18 protein-coding genes and 1 tRNA gene are annotated in these 16,943 nt (G+C 66.4%); 12 read left to right on the plus strand and 7 right to left on the minus strand.

Annotation, left to right across the window (positions count from 1 at the left end; translation table 11 throughout):
- The first annotated feature begins 57 nt into the window (after positions 1-57).
- The 11 genes from RJT37_RS01635 to RJT37_RS01685 all read left to right on the plus strand — a co-directional run bounded on the left by RJT37_RS01635 (position 58) and on the right by RJT37_RS01685 (position 8,633).
- Positions 58-462 (plus strand): hypothetical protein, encoded by a 405-nt coding sequence (locus RJT37_RS01635; protein ID WP_313687242.1) that lies wholly within the window; start codon positions 58-60, stop codon positions 460-462.
- Between the two features lie 68 nt (positions 463-530).
- Positions 531-1,094, plus strand: coding sequence for a DNA-3-methyladenine glycosylase family protein (locus RJT37_RS01640; protein WP_313687243.1), 564 nt, complete (start codon positions 531-533; stop codon positions 1,092-1,094).
- 77 nt (positions 1,095-1,171) lie between these two features.
- A complete protein-coding gene (locus RJT37_RS01645; RefSeq protein WP_313687244.1) occupies positions 1,172-3,199 on the plus strand; it encodes a 3-hydroxyacyl-CoA dehydrogenase/enoyl-CoA hydratase family protein in 2,028 nt (675 codons plus the stop codon).
- A 120-nt stretch (positions 3,200-3,319) separates the two neighbouring features.
- Positions 3,320-3,394 (plus strand) — tRNA-Glu (locus tag RJT37_RS01650).
- Between the two features lie 192 nt (positions 3,395-3,586).
- Entirely contained in the window at positions 3,587-3,805 is a 219-nt protein-coding gene (locus tag RJT37_RS01655) for a hypothetical protein (protein ID WP_313687245.1), read from the plus strand.
- A 2-nt stretch (positions 3,806-3,807) separates the two neighbouring features.
- Positions 3,808-4,185 carry a hypothetical protein gene (locus RJT37_RS01660; protein ID WP_313687247.1) on the plus strand — a complete coding sequence of 126 codons (378 nt, stop codon included), beginning with the start codon at positions 3,808-3,810 and terminating at the stop codon, positions 4,183-4,185.
- Between the two features lie 110 nt (positions 4,186-4,295).
- A complete protein-coding gene (locus RJT37_RS01665; protein WP_313687249.1) occupies positions 4,296-4,481 on the plus strand; it encodes a hypothetical protein in 186 nt (61 codons plus the stop codon).
- 116 nt (positions 4,482-4,597) lie between these two features.
- Positions 4,598-5,206 carry a flavin reductase family protein gene (locus RJT37_RS01670; protein ID WP_313687251.1) on the plus strand — a complete coding sequence of 203 codons (609 nt, stop codon included), beginning with the start codon at positions 4,598-4,600 and terminating at the stop codon, positions 5,204-5,206.
- On the plus strand, positions 5,203-6,411 hold the full coding sequence (locus RJT37_RS01675) for a M20 family metallopeptidase (RefSeq protein ID WP_313687253.1): 1,209 nt from the start codon (positions 5,203-5,205) through the stop codon (positions 6,409-6,411). Before RJT37_RS01670 ends, RJT37_RS01675 begins: the two co-directional genes overlap by 4 nt.
- Positions 6,401-7,402, plus strand: coding sequence for a hypothetical protein (locus RJT37_RS01680; protein WP_313687254.1), 1,002 nt, complete (start codon positions 6,401-6,403; stop codon positions 7,400-7,402). Before RJT37_RS01675 ends, RJT37_RS01680 begins: the two co-directional genes overlap by 11 nt.
- 145 nt (positions 7,403-7,547) lie before the next feature.
- On the plus strand, positions 7,548-8,633 hold the full coding sequence (locus RJT37_RS01685) for a DNA-methyltransferase (RefSeq protein WP_345785375.1): 1,086 nt from the start codon (positions 7,548-7,550) through the stop codon (positions 8,631-8,633).
- A 402-nt stretch (positions 8,634-9,035) separates the two neighbouring features.
- On the opposite strand, the gene RJT37_RS01690 is transcribed toward RJT37_RS01685, so the two are convergent.
- The 4 genes from RJT37_RS01690 to gatD form a co-directional block, all read right to left on the minus strand.
- The gene (locus RJT37_RS01690) at positions 9,036-10,340 is read right to left on the minus strand and encodes a 5'-deoxyadenosine deaminase (RefSeq protein WP_313687255.1); all 1,305 of its coding nucleotides are present in this window, start codon (positions 10,338-10,340) and stop codon (positions 9,036-9,038) included.
- A 67-nt stretch (positions 10,341-10,407) separates the two neighbouring features.
- Positions 10,408-11,883 carry a hypothetical protein gene (locus tag RJT37_RS01695; protein ID WP_313687256.1) on the minus strand — a complete coding sequence of 492 codons (1,476 nt, stop codon included), beginning with the start codon at positions 11,881-11,883 and terminating at the stop codon, positions 10,408-10,410.
- Entirely contained in the window at positions 11,870-12,157 is a 288-nt protein-coding gene (locus RJT37_RS01700; RefSeq protein WP_313687257.1) for a DNA-binding protein, read from the minus strand. Before RJT37_RS01700 ends, RJT37_RS01695 begins: the two co-directional genes overlap by 14 nt.
- A 54-nt stretch (positions 12,158-12,211) precedes the next feature.
- Positions 12,212-13,465, minus strand: coding sequence for a Glu-tRNA(Gln) amidotransferase subunit GatD (gene gatD, locus RJT37_RS01705; protein ID WP_313687258.1), 1,254 nt, complete (start codon positions 13,463-13,465; stop codon positions 12,212-12,214).
- A 118-nt stretch (positions 13,466-13,583) separates the two neighbouring features.
- Between gatD and RJT37_RS01710 the strand changes: the two genes are divergently transcribed.
- Positions 13,584-14,114, plus strand: coding sequence for a hypothetical protein (locus tag RJT37_RS01710; RefSeq protein ID WP_313687259.1), 531 nt, complete (start codon positions 13,584-13,586; stop codon positions 14,112-14,114).
- A 158-nt stretch (positions 14,115-14,272) separates the two neighbouring features.
- On the opposite strand, the gene RJT37_RS01715 is transcribed toward RJT37_RS01710, so the two are convergent.
- From RJT37_RS01715 to RJT37_RS01725, 3 genes are all read right to left on the minus strand, one after another.
- The gene (locus tag RJT37_RS01715; protein ID WP_313687261.1) at positions 14,273-15,103 is read right to left on the minus strand and encodes a hypothetical protein; all 831 of its coding nucleotides are present in this window, start codon (positions 15,101-15,103) and stop codon (positions 14,273-14,275) included.
- Between the two features lie 150 nt (positions 15,104-15,253).
- The gene (locus tag RJT37_RS01720; protein ID WP_313687262.1) at positions 15,254-16,036 is read right to left on the minus strand and encodes an ArsR family transcriptional regulator; all 783 of its coding nucleotides are present in this window, start codon (positions 16,034-16,036) and stop codon (positions 15,254-15,256) included.
- Positions 16,037-16,106: 70 nt separating this feature from the next.
- Positions 16,107-16,853 (minus strand): DUF1405 domain-containing protein, encoded by a 747-nt coding sequence (locus RJT37_RS01725; protein WP_313687263.1) that lies wholly within the window; start codon positions 16,851-16,853, stop codon positions 16,107-16,109.
- Positions 16,854-16,943: the final 90 nt, after the last annotated feature.

Here is a 16,943-nt window from a genome sequence, read left to right on the forward strand (position 1 = left end):
CAGAACCTCGGCGCTGTCGTGTAAACTGTTAAGTTCGCTCTCTGACAGATGGCTACTATGAACGAGGAGTTGGAGTCGAAACTCGACGGGATCCTGGAGGCGCTCATCGAAAACGCCGTCCGTAACGCTGTATTCTCCTACGTAAACCACGTCGGCACCGATCACGATCCGGGCTCCCGGGAACAGTTCCGGAGCCAACTCGTCGGCGCGGCCTGCACCGCCTTCGAGGCACAACTCCTTGGCATCGCGAGGGCCTACGAGACGATCGATGCGGATATCGAGTACGAGCGCTCGGAGATCCGGGCGATGGTCGAACGCCGCTCCGGGCGGGTGGAATCCGCGGTCGACGACCTGCTCGATACGATAGAATCGCAGGTCGGCTCGACGGACCCGCTCTCGGATATCGAATCCGGGATCGAAGACGGCTCCGCGGACCGCGAGACTGAGATCTTCGACCCCTAGGAGCGATCTCAGTCCTGACGGCCGCCCGAACGACGCACCTTTCTCTCCGCCGGTGCGACGAGAGACTGATGGAACCGGTACGGACCGATCCGCAACTGGGACCGCTCGTCGACGAGCACGGGGAACTGTCGATCGGTACGGCCGACGACGCGTTCGAGCGTCTCGTCGTCGCAATCGTGAACCAGCAGCTCTCGGTCGACTCCGCGGCGGCGATCCGCGAGCGCCTGTTCGACCGCGTCGAGGTGACGCCCGCGAGCATCCTCGCGGCCGACGAGTCGACTCTCCGCGAGGTCGGGCTCTCCGGGCAGAAAGTCGAGTACGTCCGCAACGTCGCCGCGGCGTTTCAGGATCGCGACCTGACCCGGGCCGGACTGCGCGACGAAACCGACGACGCGGTCATCGAGTCGCTGACGGAGATCCGGGGCGTCGGCCCCTGGACGGCGAAGATGTACCTCATCTTCGTGCTCGGCCGTCCCGACGTGTTCCCCATCGAGGATCTCGGAATCCGGACGGGGATGGCTGAACTGTACGGATACGACGACGGCGACAGGGCGGCGATGGTGGAGCACGCCGACCGGTGGCGGCCGTATCGGAGTTACGCGAGCCGGTATCTCTGGCGCGCGGTCGACTGACTGCGCGATAAACGGCGCGTGAGTTTTCCAGCCCGGGTGACAGAAACGTTGAAAGAGCGAGCCGCCGTCACGCCGGTATGGACATCGACGATGTCAACGCCGTCGCGGTTCTCGGCGCGGGCAGTATGGGCCACGGGATCGCCGAGGTCGCCGCCCTCGCCGGGTACGAGGTCACGCTCCGCGACATCGAAGCTGATCTCGTCCAGGAGGGCTATGAGTCGATCGAGTGGTCGCTCGACAAACTCGTCGAAAACGGCCGGATCGATCGCGAGGAGGCGGACGCGACACTCGATCGGATCGAGACGCACGTCGATCTGGGGGATGCCGTCGCCGACGCCGACGTGGTGATCGAGGCAGTGCCCGAGCGGATGGAGATCAAACGGGAGGTCTACGAGGACCTGGAGGCGGTCGCGCCGGACCGGACGGTCTTCGCGACGAACACCTCCAGCCTGTCGATTACGGAACTGGCGGACGTGACGGAGCGACCCGAGCGGTTCTGCGGGATGCACTTCTTCAATCCGCCCGTCAGGATGGACCTCGTCGAGGTCGTCGCTGGCGCGGCCACGAGCGAGGAGACCCTGGACCTAATTGAGGATCTCGCCGAATCGATGAATAAGACGCCGGTCCGCGTCAACCGGGACAGCCCCGGGTTCATCGTCAACCGCGTGCTCGTGCCGCTTCTGAACGAGGCGGCCTGGCTGGTCGATACCGACGAGGCGACGATGGCAGCGGTCGATTCGACGACGAAGTACGGCCTGGGACTCCCGATGGGTGCCTTCGAGCTCGCAGATCAGGTCGGGATCGACGTCGCGTATCACGTCCTCGAATACCTGCACGAGGAACTCGGCGACGCCTACGAACCGTGTCCGTTGCTCGCGGCGAAAGTCGACGCCGGAGAGTTCGGTCAGAAGACCGGCACGGGGTTCTACGAGTACGAGGACGGGGACGGCGCGCAGGTGCCCTCCGACGAGACTCGTGAGGAGATCAAAGAGCGCCTGCAGGCCGTCCTCGCCAACGAAGTCGCTGCCCTCGTCGGCGGCGATGTCGCGGATCCGGCGGCGATCGACACGGCGGTGAAACTCGGCGCTCGCTGGCCTGACGGACCCGCAAAGATGGTCGACCAGGCGGGGCTTTCGGACCTGCTCGACGTGCTCGACGAGCGGCACGCCGAGACGGGGGCGGCACGCTACGAAGCCGACCCGTACCTCCGCGAACTCGCAGACGCCGGGCGGTCGTTCCACGGCGCCGCGGACGACGGAGCCGATACCGACGCTTCTGGTGCACAGGAGTCGGCTCAGGCGAGTGAAGCCGAGTTTACGGACGACTACGAGACGCTCCGGATCTCGGTCTGCGACCGGGTCGGGCACATCGAACTGGACCGCCCCCACCGGATGAACACGGTCACCGAGGAGCTTCTGACGGAAGTAGTCGACATCGTCGAGCGATTCGAGGAGTCGGATTCGGTCCGTACGATCCTCGTGACGGGCACGGGCGACGAGGCGTTCTCCGCGGGCGCTGACATCCAGGCGATGGCGGGCGGCGCGGGCGACGCCAACCGCGCCGCCGACATCTCCCGGCTGGGCCAGGAGACGTGCGGGCGTCTCGAATCGTCGGACCTCCCGGTTGTGGCCGGCATCGACGGCTACTGTCTCGGCGGCGGGATGGAACTGGCGCTGGGCGCGGATCTCCGGATTGCCTCGGAGCGTTCGGAGTTCGGCCAACCCGAGCACGACCTCGGTCTCCTCCCGGGGTGGGGCGGGACCGTCCGCCTCCCGCGGATCGTCGGAATGGGCCGCGCCAAGGAGATCATCTTCACCGCGGACCGCTACGACGCCGAGACGATGGCCGACTACGGCCTGATCAACGAAGTGACCGACAACGGCGACCTCGAGGAGCGAGCCTTCGAGTGGGCACGGGACCTCGCCGCCGGGCCGCCGATCGCACAGCGGTACACGAAACGCGCGATGCACCGCGGCTGGGACGATTTCGACGCCGGACTCGACGTGGAGTCGCAGTCCTTCGGGCTGTTGTTCGACACCGACGATCTGATGGCGGGAATGACCGCGTTTATGGGCGACGGCGAGCCCGAATTCGAGGGGCAGTGATCGCGCCGACGGCGGCGTGAAACCCACCCGCGGTGCGGACGGCGAGCGTGCGCGAACGAGTGTCGCACTGCCCCCGTAACGGAATATTTAAACGAGTCTGCCCGTCAAGACAAAATGCAGGCTCGGTTGGTGTAGTCCGGCCAATCATCTTGGCCTTTCGAGCCGAGGACCAGGGTTCAAATCCCTGACCGAGCATCCGTTTCTGCGAACGAAGTGAGCGGTGCAGTGCCTATGGAGGGATTTGAATCAGGGGCAGTTCCGTTGCGACTGTAGTTTACGCCTGGCCGAGCACGTCCGCAAAAGACCATCAGCTATCCCCACGAGAGTCCGCCGATCGGGGCCCGAACGGACCATAGGTATAAGAGTCGACGTCGCATAGTATGCCCTATGAGTGAAACTGAATCTCACACGGAAATCGACGAGACCACGTCCTGGCCCGAGTTAGCTATCGGTCTGTACGACAGACTGACCGGTCGCGGAGCGGAAATCGTGTACGAATTCGAGGATATGGACGTGGCCGTTCCGAGCAAGGTCGGTGAGGACGCCGAACACGCACATTGGCACGTCGACGGAACGGTTCGCATCACGACACACGAGCGTGAGTGATCGTGGCGGCGAGCGGTGACCTGGTATCGACTGTCGAGCGTCTCGCCCGTGACGGTCCCAGTCTCAGTGTCACGGCCGATCTGTCGGTGTCGATCGACGGTATCGATATCACTGTCGGTACCGTCGACGACCGGATCCGGGTCCAACTCCCGTCCCTGGGGGCTGGCGTTCGCCTGCTGCGAAGTGAACACGACAGGCTCCCGGCGCTCTCCCGTGTGCTCTCGGAGGCCGACCTGACTGCCGAGATACGGGTCGGAACGACGGTCATCGCTGTCGCCGGGAGGGAGGCCGCGCCTGGTCTGCTCTCGGAACTGCTGTCTCTGGACCGGATCGAAGTTCGGCCGCGCGCGCTGATCCACGCGTTTGTCCGATACGCATAATCGGAACCCGGCTGGCCGGGAACTCCTGATCGAGCGCGGTCGCCGCCCTCCGGGGCACGAACCCGTCGAGGACCGACAGTCTCTAGACCCGTCAGTACACATTCGGTCCTGTGGAGACTCGCCACCGAACCTACGTCGGGGACGCGGGCGAGATGGCCGCGGTCGATGACGCGGTAGAGTTGGTGGTCACGTCGCCGCCGTACCCGATGATCGAACTGCGGGACGAGCAGTTCGCCGAGCGCTCCGAGGCGGTGGCGGCGCTCGACGAGGCCGATGGCGAGCGATCCGTCCGATAGGAAGACCGACACGGGCCGGCGGCCGCTCCTCGATCGAAACCGACAACAAACCGGTTCGGCGAAGGCTCACCGACCGAAATCGGTTTTCCGATTGATGCAGTAGTAGAACGAGACAGATGACCCTCACAGAGGACTCGGACCTCGTCACCCTGCAGCCGGACCAGCCGTTCTTCGAGGCGTTGTACACTGCCTCGCCGCTGGTCATCGTCGGCACGCGCGAGCAGGACGGCACCGAAAACCTGGCGCCCAAGCACATCGCGTTCCCGCTCGGATGGTCGGAGTATTTCGGCTTCGTCTGCACACCGGAACATAGCACCTACCGGAACGTCCAGCGGACGGGCGAGTTCACCGTCAGCTATCCCCGGCCCGAGAACGTCCTCGACGCTAGCCTGGCCGCTGCTCCCCGGGACGCATCCGGCGACAAACCGACATTAACGGAAGTCGAGACGGTGGCCGCCGACACCGTCGACGCGCCGGCCGTAGAGGACGCCTATGGGGTGTTGGAGCTCGAACTCGACCGCATCGTCGACGACTTCGGCGACGCTGGACTCGTCGTCGGCAAAACCGTCGGCAAACACGTCCACAGCGACGCGTACAGATCTGACGACGTCGAACCGGAGACCTTGCTTGAACGCGCGCCGGTGCTTGCGTACCTCTACCCGGATCGCTTCGCGGAGGTCGACGACTCACAGGCGTTCCCGTTCCCGGAGGGCTTTCACCGATGACTGCCACGGGAGAGTCGCCGGCGACCGACCGAGCGCTTCAGACGTGGGCCGAAAAGCATCGGGAGGCGCTCTCGGCGTACCTTCTGGACCTGGTCGAGACCGAGACACCGTCGGAGGCGCCGGAGACCTTCGACCGGTTTTTCGACCGACTGGCCGACGACCTCGCTGCGATCGGCCTAGAGACCGAACGCGCCCCGGGCGAGGAGACGGGCGGTCGACTGGAGGCGTGGTCGCCGGACCCCGACGGAGAAGTGCAGCTCGTGCTCGGCCACGCCGACACCGTCTGGCCGCTAGGGACTGTCGAAAACAACCCCCCGGAGATTCGCGAAGACGTCCTCGAAGGTCCGGGCGCACTCGATATGAAGGGGGGGTTGGCTCAGCTCGTGTTCGCGCTTCGGGCGCTCGACGCACTGTCGCTTTCGCCGTCGCTGCCGGTACACGTGCTGGTTTCGAGCGACGAGGAGATCGGGAGTCCGGAGTCGAAAGCCCGCATCGCCGACCTCGCCCGGAAGGCCAACCGCGTGTTCGTCCTCGAACCGGCAAGCGGCCCGGAGGGAAAGATCAAGATCGCCCGCAAGGCGGTCGGCCATTTCACGGTCACCATCAAGGGGAAGGCCGCCCACGCCGGCCTCGAACCGGAGGAGGGCGCAAGCGCGACCGAGGAACTCGGCACCGTCATCCATAGGCTGCACAACCTCACCGATATCGACTCGGGCGTGACGGTGAACGTCGGCCAAGTCGAGGCGGGCCTGCGCTCGAACGTGGTCGCCCCGAAAGCCCGCGCAGAGGTCGACGTCCGCGCGCCGACTGCGGACGCCGCAGACGCCGTCGCCGCGGAGATTCGCTCCCTGGAGGCGACGTTGCCGGGCACCGAACTCACCGTTGAGGGCGGGTTCGGCCGGCCGCCGATGGAACAGACGCCGGGCAATCGACTCCTCTGGGAGCGCGTCACTGACGTCGGTCAGCGACTCGGTCTCGAACTGGAAGGAACCCACTCCGGCGGCGCCAGCGACGGCAACGACGCCAGCCAGCACGCCCCCACTATCGACGGGTTCGGCGCGGTCGGCGACGGCGCCCACCAGGAGTTCGAGTACGTGAAACTCGACGCGCTCGTCGACCGGGTCGCGCTGCTTTCGGCCTGTCTGCTCGACGAACCGCTGCCGGCTGATCCGCACCGTGAACTGGGAGGAAACGATGAACGCTGACGTCCACACATCGGTCACACGAATCGCCGACCTCGAAGCGCGGTCCTACGAGGTCGAACCACGCGCGAGAGAGCAGTGGGCGGCCGGCGAGTACGTGTTCGCCCGCGTCACAGAGCGACCAGCGCCCGACGTCCGGGTCGAAAATCCACGGGGCCGCCGCGTCGAGTTGATGGAGGGTGAAACCATCGTCGGCGCGCTTGGCACCCGCAAAGCGACCCGCGAACTGGTCGGGGACTGGCGCGACGTGGGTTCGGACGGTCGTATGCACGTCCTGACCGGCGGCGGCGTGCTCGGTCGGCTCACGTCCGCCTCCCCATTCACGCTGACGCCGGTAGAGGTCGAATACGAGGGTCACGTCGTCGTCGACGGTACCGTCGCTCGGATGGCTGACTACGGGCTGGGGGCCGATTCGCCGACGCTTTCGACGCCAGTCGTCCTGGTTCTCGGCACGAGTATGTCTGCCGGGAAGACGATGACCGGCCGCGTGGTGACCCGCGTCCTCGTCGAGGAAGGCTACAGGGTCGCGGCCTGCAAACTGACCGGCGCGGGCACCTACGAAGATGTGCTGTCGATGGAAGTGGCAGGCGCCGATCCCATCTACGACTTCGTCGACGGGGGGTTGCCGACGACTATCGTCCCCGAACGGCGGTTCCGGACTGCGATCGGCGGCGTTCTCGACGAGTTACAGGATGCCGATGTGATCGTCGCCGAGGTCGGGGCCAGTCCGCTCGAACCGTACAACGGCGCCGCTGCGGTCGATCTGGTGGAAGAGCAGGTCGCGTTCACCCTCCTCTGTGCTTCGGATCCGTACGCTGTCATCGGAATCGAAGAGGCGTTCGACTGCGCTCCCGACCTCGTGGCAGGAATCGCGACGAACACATCGGCCGGTATCGACCTCGTCGAGCAACTCGCCGGCTGTCCGGCGTTGAACCTCCAGGAAGAATCGGCCAAAGAGCCGCTTCGGGACCGACTCGTCGACGCGCTATCTTGATTTCCGTGGAGGCTTATCCCCGTTGCGGTCGATGAAGGCCGTCGACCCTCCAAAAGGGCGACGAGTACCGCTCATCCACCGACGACCACGACCAACGTTCCTGAGAATCGACAGTCTCTAGACCCGTCGGCACACACTCGGTCCTGTGGAGACCCGCCACCGAACCTACGTCGGCGACGCGGGCGAGATGGCGGCGGTCGACGACGACGCGGTAGAGTTGGTCGTCACGTCGCCGCCGTATCCGATGATCGAACTGTGGGACCAGCAGTTCGCCGAGCGCTCCGAGGGGGTGGCGGCGGCGCTCGATGAGGCCGACGGCGAGCGCGCGTTCGAGGCGATGCACGACGTCCTCGATCCGGTCTGGCAGGAAGTCAAGCGCGTGCTCGCGCCGGGAGGAATCGCAGCGGTCGTGGTCGGCGACGCGACCCGCAGTCTCGGCGGTCGCTTCCGGGTCTATCCGAACCACGCCCGCGTGACGGAGGCGTTCGAGTCGCTGGGGTTCGATCCGCTGCCCGACGTGCTGTGGCGGAAGCCGACCAACGGCGCGGCGAAGTTTATGGGCAGCGGGATGGTGCCACCGAACGCCTACGTGACGCTCGAACACGAGTACATTCTCCTCTTCCGCAACGGCGAGTCGAGCCGATCCTTCGAGCCGAACGCGACGCGCCGCTACGAGGCGGCGTACTTCTGGGAGGAGCGCAACCGCTGGTTTTCCGACGTCTGGACCGACGTGGGCGGCGCCCGGCAGGCCCGCGACGCGGACCGGCCTTCACGAGCCACCGACGGCTCCGATCAGGGCTCGGAGCAGCGCGAGGTCCGCGACCGCACCGCGGCCTACCCGTTCGAGATCCCCTACCGACTCGTCTGTATGTACTCGGTCTACGGTGACACCGTCCTCGATCCGTTCCTGGGGACGGGCACGACCACACTCGCGGCGATGGTGGCCGGCCGCAACTCCGTCGGGTACGAACTCGACGCCGACGTCCTCGCGGAACTCGATGTGCGGGTCGAGACGGTCCCGGAACGCTCCCGTCGCGTCACCGCGGACCGTCTCGCGTCCCACCGGGAGTTCGTCGCGGCCGAACGCGCCGAGGGGACCGACTTCGAGTACGAAGCCACGCACTACGACGTTCCAGTGCGGACGCGACAGGAGCGGGATATCCGTCTCCGCGTCGTCGACGACCTGCGGCGAACCGAGGAGGGCTACCGATTGAAGCACGACCCCGCGTGAAGTACCTCGGGACAAGCCCCGAGGCTTCACCGTTTTGTCTGTGTCGTCCAGAAACGGACGGACAGACGCAGGCGAATTTAATTCCCCTCGGCCTCCCCGAAACGGGTCGGTTGAAATTAACACCCGAACGCCCGGTGCGTCCGTGAGGGTCGGCGACTCCACCTCGCCCGACAACACCCGTCGCACCACGCCTTCGGCGTGGGTTTTGAGAGGTGTCGCATTTCTCTGCAACTGCGCGCAGTTGCTTCGGATTAAGGTCTTTAACCCACGTCGCAACTGTGCTATAAGATACGGTGGCTTATGTCATAATAGTGTCTGTTTCACCCTCGGGGTCAAGCCCCAAGGCACTCACCTTGTCCCGCCGGTAGAGCAAGAGTCAGTCACGGAAGGCAGCCGAATTCGTCACTCGGTGAGACCGTCCGCAACGCGTCGGGCTCGCCGCCGAATCGCCGCGGCGTCGCCGGTCTGCAAGCCGCCGAAGTCCTCATCGTAGACGACGTCGCCGTCCACCATCGTGAACGTGACGTCGTCGCCGTGGGCCGAGAAGACCAGATGCGAGAGCGGATCGTACATCGGCGTCGCGCGGGTCACGTCGGTATCGAGTGCGATCACGTCCGCCTTCCATCCCTCGCGGAGTGCTCCGACGTCGTCGAACCCGGCCGCGCGAGCGCCGCCGAGGGTCGCCATCTCGAAGACGACAGCCGCGGGCGTGACCTCCGGATCGAGACGGTCGACCTTCTGGAGGAGGCTAGCCTGTCGCATCTCCGTGAACGGGTCGAGCGTGTTGTTACAGGGCGGCCCGTCGTTGCCCAGCGCGACGTCGATCCCGCGGTCGAGGTAGTCGACGATCGGCGCGATCCCGGAGGCGAGTTTCATATTCGAGGAGGGGCAGTAGGTGACGTGCGTCCCCGTCCGTTCGAGGATGTCGCGCTCGCGCTCGTTCGTGTGAATACAGTGGGCCAACACGACGTCCTCGCCAGTCAGCCCGACCTCGTCGAGCCACTCGATGTTCCGCAGTCCGGTATCTTCTTCGACCGTCTCGATCTCGTCGTGGTTCTCGCTGGCGTGGGTGTGAATGCGGACGTCCTCGTGGCGGTCGGCGATCTCTCGGGCGCCACGGAGGCACGATTCCGTACAACTCACAGCGAACCGGGGGGTGACCGCGTACTTGATCCGATCGTCGGCGGCGCCGTGGTACGTCCGCAGCAGCCGCTCGGTCTCCGCAAGGGCCTCGTCAGTGTCCTCCTGTAGTCCCCCGGGTGCGCGCTTGTCCATCAGCACCTTCCCGAGTCGCCCGCGGATCCCCAGATCGATCGCGGCCTCGAACGCCTCCCCGGCGTGGCGGACCGAGAGGTGATCGATGGCGGTCGTCGTCCCGCTCTCGAGGAGTTCGAGGTAGCCGAGTTCCGCGGCGGTCCGCATCTCTTCGGCGCCGAGCGACGCCTCCATCGGGAGGATGTGCTCGAAGAGCCACTCCAGCAGCGCGGTGTCGTCGGCGATCCCGCGGCCGACGCTCTGGACGGAGTGGACGTGTCCGCCGACGAGTCCCGGGGCGAGCAGGTCGAACTCCCGGACCGGCTGATCCGGATAGGCGTCTTCGAGACCAGCGCGCGGTCCCACGGCCGCGATCCGATCGCCGTCGATCACGATTGCGCCCTCGTCGTGGACGGTCCCTGGATCGGCGACGACGGTTCCTGCGAGGAGCATCCCACAACGCGGAGTGGACGCGGCGACAAGTGCCTTACGCTCGGCGGGAAGCGAAGAGAGTTCAGTATCAGCCGATGAACGCGGGCGAGGCCGTCGGCAGCGACACCAGCCACAGGCTCACGACTGTGTAGCTGATCATCGCGAGCACGAACGGGTACTGGCTCCTGATCGCCTGGAGCCGACTCGGGAAGAGCCGGTAGGCGGTCGAATGCGCCACCCAGATCGCCACCAGGTGGCCGCCGAGGACGAAGGCAATGTTCAGCGCCGAGACCCACGCCGGCAGCGTGAGGACGACGGGATTCGTCGGCGCCGAAAGCGGCGCGGCGAGCACCGCCAGAAGCGATGGCGACAGCGACAGGAAGAAGCCGAAGTAGTGCGCGAGATGGTAGCCCGCGGCGATGACGAGCAGTGACGGCGCGAAGGCGACCGCGAGTTCCCGGGGGGTCCGTGTCGTGCGGATTCGACGCACCGAGACCCGTGCCGCGACGATGTACGCGCCGTAGAAGAGCCCGAAACCACCGAGAAAGAGCACTACGTAGATGAGCATCGGTGGGACGCCGAGCCCAGCAACGGTACGGATCGCCGCGGCGCCCTGTTCCGTCGTGACGAACCCGCTGAACGTGAGTTCCCAGATCAGCGCGATTGCGACGCCGACGTCGTCGAGACCGGTGACGAGCAGATTCGAGCCGGACCCACCGTCAGTCTCGTCGACTGCCCCGCCGCCCTCGCGCTCGACGAGACGCATCGCCGGTAGCGACGCGCGGAGTCGCCCATCCTCCCACGAGAGTGGTGCGACCCGTCCGTAGAACCGGAAGAACGTCGCGATCGGATCGACGTTCCGGAACCAGGTGTCGCTACCGACGAGGATCGCACCGCCGACGGACACGACCGTGTAGCCGACGACGACCCACGCCAGCGTGGCTGGGCTGTCGGTGATTCCCGTCGTCGTCTCGATCCACACGAGAACGAGGATCCCGGCGACAGCGGGCCACCGGCCGAACCGGTCGGGATACGCAAGGAGTCCGGTCGGCAGCCGTGCGGCGATGGTCCGGAACGGATTCAGCGCCGGCCAGACGTTCCCGACGGCGTACGCCGCCATCGTCAGGCCCGCGCGTCCGCCGGCGAAGGCGACCACGACCGCGAAATTGATCGTCGCGAGCTGTGGCCCGTCGATCCCGCGGTAGACGACCAGCGCGAGGAGGACGACCCCGAGGACGCCCGCGAACGCGCCGCCGACTCGCCGGAATCGCCCGTCGGTGCCGAGGTCGGCCCGCCACTCGTGGACGCGTGCGACGAACCGCCGATCGGTCACGAACCCGGCCAAAAGCGCCGAGGCACCGATCGCGGCGCCGCCCGTGGCGACGTAGAGCCACCGTGGGACCGCGAGCCCCTCGCGCGACGCGTCGGAGAGCCCGACGGCAGCGTTGCTTGCGGCCACCCCGCGTGCGAGGACGAGAACGCCCACAACAGCGAACGCGACCGCTCCGAGCCGTCCGAGCCACAGTGCCGCACGCCTGCGGCGTGTGTCCTCACGGGGAGGCATAGAACACATACAGGAGGAGGAAGCCGAAGTACAGGATCACTAGGACGAAAAGCGCCCGAATCCGAAACGAGCGGATCTCCCGCTCTTCGGCCGCATAGGCCTCGCGGTACGCCTGCCGTTCGGTCTCGTCGAGGTCACTCGGGTGCCTGACCCCGCGGTGCAACACGAGCAGTTCCTCTGCGTGGAACGCGCGACCGCAGACGTCACAGACGTGCGTCGGGCTCTCTGTTTCGGTCGAGGCAGTCGCAGTCGACGTGGATTGGTGATCTGTCATTTCTGCGGAAATCAGGTGTCGGTTGTCGCCCGAGCGTTTTCCCGGGACGATGGCCTACGTCCAGGGAACCGATCGCTCCTGTAGCTCGCCGGCGAGGGAGCGTTCCATCGCCGCTTCCGGCCTGTCGAGGTTTTCGAGCGCCCACATCAGTTTCACCTTCGCCGTGCCCGGGAGGGTGTCGCCCGCCTCGACGACGCCCGCGTCGAGGAGGTCGCGGCCGGTGTCGTAGACGCGGTCGCAGACGCGGCCTTCGAGACACTGGCTCGTCATCGCGACGACGACGCCGTCGTCGACCAGGTCTCCGAGAACGGGGATGAGGTCGGTGTGGACGTGGCCCAGTCCGGTTCCCTCGACGACGAGACCGTCGAGGTCGGCCTCGCGGAGGATCGCCCCGTAGCGGTCGACGTCCATCCCCGGCGTGAACTTCAGCAGGTCGACGTTCTCGTCGAGGTCCGGATCGAGGGCGAGGTCGTCGGCGTCGCGTTCGGTGTACTCGCGTCGGAATTCGACCTCCTCCGCGTCGTAGTCGACGGTCCCGAGCGGTTCCGCGCCGACGGTCTCGAAGGCGTCCCGCCGGGAGGTGTGGTTCTTGCGGACGCGCGTGCCCCGGTGGAGCGCACAGACGTCGTCCGACGTCGAGGCGTGCATACAGACCAGCACCTCCGCGGCGTCGGCCTTCGCGGCCTCGACCGCACAGACGGCGTTCATCACGTTGTCTGAGGAGGGCCGATCCGCGGAGCGTTGGCTCCCGGTGAAGATTATCGGTACGGGTGTATCGAGCATATACGACAGTGCCGACGCGGAGAACTGCATCGTGTCGGTCCCGTGCATCACGACGACGCCGTCGGCGCCGGCCCGGATCTCCTCGGCGACGGCCTCGGCGAGGTCGCGCCAGACGGCTGGCGTCATATTCTCCGAGAGGATGTTGGCGACCACGCGGCCGCGGTAGTTGGCCCGGCCCGCGAGGTCCGGGACCGCCCGCAGCACGTCCTCGGCGTCGAACTGGGCCGTCACGGCGCCGGTCCGGTAGTCGACGGTCGAGGCGATCGTCCCACCGGTCGAGATGAGCGACACCGTCGGCAGCTCGTCGTCGAAGGCGATCTCGGAGGCGTCGGATTCGGATTGTGCGGACTCGACGTCGTAGACGTCCGACTCGAGGACCTCGACTTCCGCTTCGGCTCGATCGAGGCCGACGTTGTACCCTCCGTCGAGTTTCACGACGATCTGCTCAGGCGTCGAGGAGGGCATCAGGACGCCCTCGTTCGTGACGTCCGCGCGCTCGACGCGGACACGGTCTCCCGGGCTCATACCTCCGGGTACCGGTGGCGCGGACTTGAATCCACTCGTTCGCGGCGGGCGCGTCGGGGACCGACGGCCACTGATAATGAGGCACAAGAGTCAGGGCCGCTGGGCACAGTGTATCTGTATGCAGCGCTCGAACGAGGAGGAACGGACCGAGCGGGTCGACCCGTCGTCACTGCTCGACGACGTGGACGGGATCGACGACCGGGCTGGCTCCGCGGCCGCCACCGGCGAAGGAACTGCTGCGGAGACGACGGAGAACGGCGGCCGACTCCGGGGGCTCTTCCCCTCGTTTTCGCTCCGGTCGTTCCTCGTCGTCCTCGCGCTCTTGCTTTTCGGTACCGTTGCCGGTGGGTCGATCCCGCTCGTTGGGTCGATCGGCCAGTTCGTCGGCCTCTTTCTCGCTGCCTTCGTGGTCGGCCTCGTCGGCTCCCGCGGCCGGTATTTCGAGGTCGCGCTGGCGGGTGCGATCGCCGCCGGCGTCGCGTTCGTGATCGGAACGCTCACGAGCCTCTTTGCGCCGGTCGCGATTGGCGTCTTGGCCGACTACGGCCTCGCCATCGCTGGGATCGGCACGGGGGCCGGTGTGCTCGCCGCACTCGCCGGTCACTACTTCGGTCGCGACCTCCGGGACGGGCTCACGCGGGAGATCTGAACGGGCTATTTGTCCGCGTGCGCACTGCGCGGGCGTGGTAGTTTTTAGCGTTCGTCCTCGTTTGTGTCACTCTCGCGTTCGTCCTCGTTTGTGTCACTCTCGCGTTCGTCCTCGTTTGTGTCACTCCACGCGTTAGTTTGCATTCGTCCTGGTTTGCGTTACTCCACGCTTCGACATTCGAGCAGCGTACCCTCGCGAGGATCGGTCTCGTCGTCGTCCGCCCGGCGGACGACCTGCTCGTCGACGTAGTACCACGCCTCCCACGCGTAGTCGCCGTGGAAGTTGGTCGCCGTCACCGAGAGTTCGACCGTCGTGCCGTCGACGTCGAAGTACAGCGTGTCGCTGTCGCCCGGTCCCGAGAGATAGAAGTCTGACGAGAGCGACGAGAAGAGGTCCACGTAGCGGTCGACCTCCTCGCCGGGCGTGTCGACGTGGAACTCGGCCTCCCCCGTTTCGGCGGCGGCTTCGAGCGTGTCGACGACCCGCTCGTCGTCGACTTCGGCGATCGGAATCGGTTCGACGCCGTCGGGCGCCTCGGCGGGCGTCGCACCGCCGAGCAGGGTCGGCCGATAGACGCCACCTCCTCCGGCGTACTGCAGGATCCAGCCATCACCGGCCGCTCGGGGCGACCCGCTCACGCTCCCCGCCAGGTCGTATTCGTCGAGTTGGGACTCGGGTTCGTACTCGACGACGACCTCGCGGTAGTAGGCGTCCTCGTACTCCTCGACGAACGGTTCGACGGTCGATTCGTCGAGTTCCGTAGGCCACTCGACATCGAGGTCCTGCGACGTCGGACACTCGCTGGGGAGGTCGGTGCGTGCGTTCCCGTCGTCGGTACCGGGTGAGGCGTCTGTCGCCGTTTCCGAGTGCTCGGTTGCTGTATCGCCGGGGGTCGTTCCACTCGCGCCGGGTTCGTCGGCGCCGCTGAGACACCCAGCGATCGAAAGCGTTCCGACACCCAGCCCGACCAGGAGCGTCCGTCGATGCATATCCGTACTCGATGGGGCACGTGCAAGTACTTCGTGGAGGCTCAAAGGGTAGTTTGTGCGTCCGCGTTCCCGAGGGCGCTCTGTCCCCTGCATTCGCGTCTCCGACCCGGTTGCGTCTCAGGCGATTCGCCGGCGTGATCTGGTTCCGTCTCAGGCGATTCGCCAGCGCGATCCCTCGTATTCCACGAGGCCGCGCTCTGCGAGCCGATCCAGGGCGGTCTCGACCCGTTCGGGGCTGGCGTTGAGTTCGCGGGCCACCTCGCGGGCGCTCCGCGCATCGCGGACGATGGCTGCGAGAACCTCCGCGTGAAATCGGCTGTCGGCCTCGGTGCCCAACCGCTCGGAGAGGCTATCGAGGATGTCGGTCACGCGACCGTGCACCCACCGTTGCGCCAGGGAGAGTTCGCTCTCGACGTCTTCGAGGTAGGCGTACTCGCGGGCGAGCGCGGCGACGTCGTTCGGATCCGCTTTCTCGGCGCCGCCGTTGGCCTTGATGCGCTGGCCCTCGATTTCCGGGACGTCGGCGTGATCTTCGGGTTCATCGACTGCAGCCTCGGGAGCATCTCTGGCCGCGCTCGGTTCGGCGTCGTCCTCGCTGGCCGGGAAGTCGATCGAGATGTGTTCACACCGCCCCCGCATATCGAGGCTTCGGCTGGCTGGATAGGCGCTCTTCGCGCCGAACCGGTACGGCGAGACGCTCACCTCGAGACGGAGGTTCCGCGCGATGTGGAAGTACTTCCGCCGCTTTTCGTCGGTCCGGCTTTCGATGAGTCCGGCCTCCTCCAGCCGTCGCAGGTGGTCGATGACCGCCTTCGGGCTGACCCCCAGGTACTCGCTGATCTCGGTGACGTAACAGGGCTTATGCGAGAGAAGTCGAAGGATGCGCCGCCTGTTCTCGTTGCCGAGGAGATCCAGGAGCACCGCAGAGTCCATAACCGAAGGTAAACCTTCAAGATATAAAATAGCTCCGTATTTCGGGGCTCCCGGCCCGCGCCGTCTCCGCCTACTGTGACTCACGGCTGTCGAAAGCCCGCGCGGCGTATCCGACCGCGAGGAACGAGAGCGCGACCGTGATCGCCGCCAGAAGTGCCCCCGCCTCGTAGCGGAGCGGCGGATAGAGGCCGAGTCCGTAGTCGAAGACGTCGTTGACGAGCAGCAGAAGGAGCGCCATCACGAGCGCCTCTCGCGACGTCTCCCCGTAGTACGGGATCAGCGCGGCCTGCACGAGGAAAAGCAGGTGCGTGAGGAGTATGACCCAGTACTCCCACAGGAGTGCCGGCGTGAAGCCGACGTAGAGGTCCGGACGGAGATTCAGCGCAATGGCGGTCCAGAGCCCGTACTTCACGAGCCAGACGAACGCGAGCGTATGCAGGACTGCGAGCACGCGATTCGACGGCGCCTCCGTGACGGGGCGCCCGAGGTTGGGAAGCAGCGTCGCGACCGACAGCGTCGCGAGCGCCAGGGCCGTCGGCGAATCGCCGAAGAGCGGATAGGCGAGCGCGCTGATGTCGCCCAGCGACGGATCGGAGTGGACGTAGAAGCTGACGCCGAGGAGGAACGCCGCCGCGTCGACGATCAAAAGCCAGCCGAGACTCGCGCCGTTGCCGAGGTAGTACTGCACCCAGCGCTCGGGGATCGGGCGTCGGAGTCGCGCCCACCGGCTTTCCTCACCCGCGTCCGCGCCGCGCTCCGAACGCTCGTCACTGCCGCGCTCCGAACGCCCGTCCCCCATCCCGCGGTCGTCGGCCATCGCCTCGGAGGACGGCGGGAAGCCGAAAGAAGGTGTCGCGTCGGGGCGCGACTTCGTCGACGAGGCCAAACGGCCAAGTTGGGCGCGACC

The organism is Halobellus marinus (assembly GCF_032113415.1).
GTDB classification, from domain to species: Archaea; Halobacteriota; Halobacteria; order Halobacteriales; family Haloferacaceae; genus Haloquadratum; species Haloquadratum marinus.